General features: G+C 49.2%; 4 protein-coding genes. All 4 read right to left on the bottom strand.

The window, feature by feature from the left end; all coding sequences use genetic code 11:
• Positions 1 to 222: 222 nt before the first annotated feature.
• Positions 223 to 564 (bottom strand): 50S ribosomal protein L17, encoded by a 342-nt coding sequence (rplQ, locus tag B3W37_RS05615; RefSeq protein WP_483175017.1) that lies wholly within the window; start codon positions 562 to 564, stop codon positions 223 to 225.
• Positions 565 to 579: 15 nt separating this feature from the next.
• Entirely contained in the window at positions 580 to 1,530 is a 951-nt protein-coding gene (locus B3W37_RS05610) for a DNA-directed RNA polymerase subunit alpha (RefSeq protein WP_481041537.1), read from the bottom strand.
• Positions 1,531 to 1,558: 28 nt separating this feature from the next.
• Positions 1,559 to 2,188, bottom strand: coding sequence for a 30S ribosomal protein S4 (gene rpsD / locus B3W37_RS05605; protein WP_481041539.1), 630 nt, complete (start codon positions 2,186 to 2,188; stop codon positions 1,559 to 1,561).
• Between the two features lie 16 nt (positions 2,189 to 2,204).
• A partial coding sequence (gene rpsK / locus B3W37_RS05600; protein WP_483175018.1) for a 30S ribosomal protein S11 occupies positions 2,205 to 2,297 on the bottom strand: 93 nt, incomplete at its 5' end.

The raw sequence follows: 2,297 nt of genomic DNA, 5'->3' as shown, positions 1-2,297 counted from the left end.
TAGCCGGCATGGGACCGCCTTAAGCCCTGTGTGCAGGCTTATCCCGGCTGTCCATGCCTATTGCAACTTATCGGACCGAGAAAAACGCAGCAACACCTCGAATCCTGTCCGGGCTGGATGTCTGCCATCACTGCCCGGAAATGCCTGTACTTTCGAGGTCAAACCGGGGATGGACCCGCCTATCCCCGCTCCTGCTGTAATTAACGGCCTGATTCAGCAGGATTACTGCACCAGCTCAATAATTGCCAAGGGGGCGCCATCGCCCTGACGAAAGCCGACTTTTATAATACGGGTATACCCACCCTGGCGGTCCTTGTAGCGCTCAGCCAGTTCGGTGAATAACTTCTTTACTACCGGTTCTTTGGTCAGATATGCATGGGCCTGGCGGCGCGCATGCAGGTCGCCTGCTTTGCTGAGGCTGATCATTTTGTCAGCGATACGTTTAATTTCTTTGGCTCTGGTCTCGGTGGTGGTTATTTTTTCACTTTCCAGCAAAGAAGTCACCGCGTTTCTTAGCAACGCCCTTCTTTGATGGCTCAAAAGTCCTAATCTACGGTAAGCCACTGGGGCTCCTCCTTTCTAGTCCTCCGTTTTCTTAAAGGACAAGTCAAGTTCTTTAAGTTTTCTTTCGATTTCTTCCAGAGATTTTTGTCCCAGGTTTCTGATTTTGCTCATCTCTTCACGAGTCTTTTCAATCAGATCGCCGACGGTATTGATATTGGCCCGTTTAAGCCCATTAGAAGCGCGAACCGAGAGTTCCAGTTCCTCGATGGACATCTCCAGAACCTTGTCTTTCTTTTCTTCTTCTTTTTCCACCAGGATTTCCACTTCAGCATAAGTATCGTCGATCTCGGTGAAGAGTTTCAAATATTCGATCAATATCTGTGCAGACAGGCTGATTCCTTCCTCCGGGCTGATACTTCCATTGGTCCATACCTCAAGGGTCAAACTGTCATAATCGGTGCGCTTGCCGACCCTGGCCATGTCAACCGAATAGTTGACCTTGGTTACCGGGGTATAAATAGAATCAATCGGAATCAAGCCTACGATCTCTTCGCTTTTGATAGGCTGTTGGTCGGCGCTGACATAGCCCCGGCCCCGTTCCACGGTCAGTTCCATGGAGATTTTGGCCCCTTCATCCAGAGTGGCAATGTGCAGATCCGGGTTAAGTATTTCCACTTCGCCATCAGGCGTTATGTCACTGGCCTTCAAATCCATTTTACCTTCTTTTTCGATGCGCAGAATTTTACGATCCTGACTGTCATATTTGAGGACCAGCTTCTTGATGTTGAGGATGATTTCGGTAGTATCCTCAACCACATTGGGTATGGTGGAAAACTCATGCAACACGCCGTCAACCTTGATAGAGGTAACCGCTGCTCCAGGCAGTGAAGACAATAAAACGCGGCGCAGCGAATTGCCCAAGGTGGTTCCATATCCACGTTCCAAGGGTTCAATAACAAACTTGCCATAGTTTTTTTCGGGGTCTTTATCTACACACTCAATGCGCGGTTTTTCCATCTCCAGCATTATAACAGACCCTCCTTTCTAGAGGTGATTATCTAGAGTAGAGTTCTACGATGAGCTGTTCGTGTACCTGAGTATCTATTTGATCCCGGGCGGGGTAAGCCAGAACAGTACCGGTTAGATTCTCCACGTCCACACTCAGCCATTCCGGCGGGGTCTTATATGCTGCCTGTTCCTTCATCTCCGCAAATTTGGAGGATTCTTTGCTGCCTGGTTTAACCTGAATGACATCATTAATCCTGACCAGCATTGAAGGAATGGTGGCCTTTTTGCCATTGACAGTAAAGTGACCATGGGTAACTAGCTGGCGGGCTTCCGCCCGAGACGAGGCGAAACCGAGCCGGTAAACCACGTTATCCAGACGCCTCTCCAGGAGTACCAGAAGATTTTCGCCGGTTATACCCTGTTGACGATCAGCCTTTTTGAAATAATTACTGAACTGTTTTTCCAAAACCCCATAAATCCTGCGGGTTTTTTGCTTCTCACGCAGCTGCAGCCCGTATTCAGAGGGCTTTTGTCTCCGGTTCTGTCCATGGGCTCCCGGTGCGTATGGTTTCCTCTCCACTGCACACTTCTCTGAATAGCACCGGTCCCCTTTCAGGAATAACTTTTCACCTTCCCGGCGACACTGGCGGCAAACGGAATCAATGTATCTTCCCACTTATGCCACTACCTCCTTATACTCTTCTTCTTTTAGGCGGCCTACACCCGTTGTGGGGTATGGGTGTTACGTCTTTTATTACACTGACTTCCAGACCCGCGGCCTGTAA

Source organism: Syntrophomonas sp. UBA5494, assembly GCF_002426325.1.
The sequence above is the reverse complement of the archived record's forward strand: the minus strand, read 5'-3'. Positions and strand labels throughout refer to the sequence as shown.

Bases quoted from the DNA above. Each gene is read 5' to 3' on its own strand.
- B3W37_RS05610 (WP_481041537.1), bottom strand. From the start codon at position 1,530: ATGCTGGAGATGGAAAAACCGCGCATTGAGTGTGTAGATAAAGACCCC.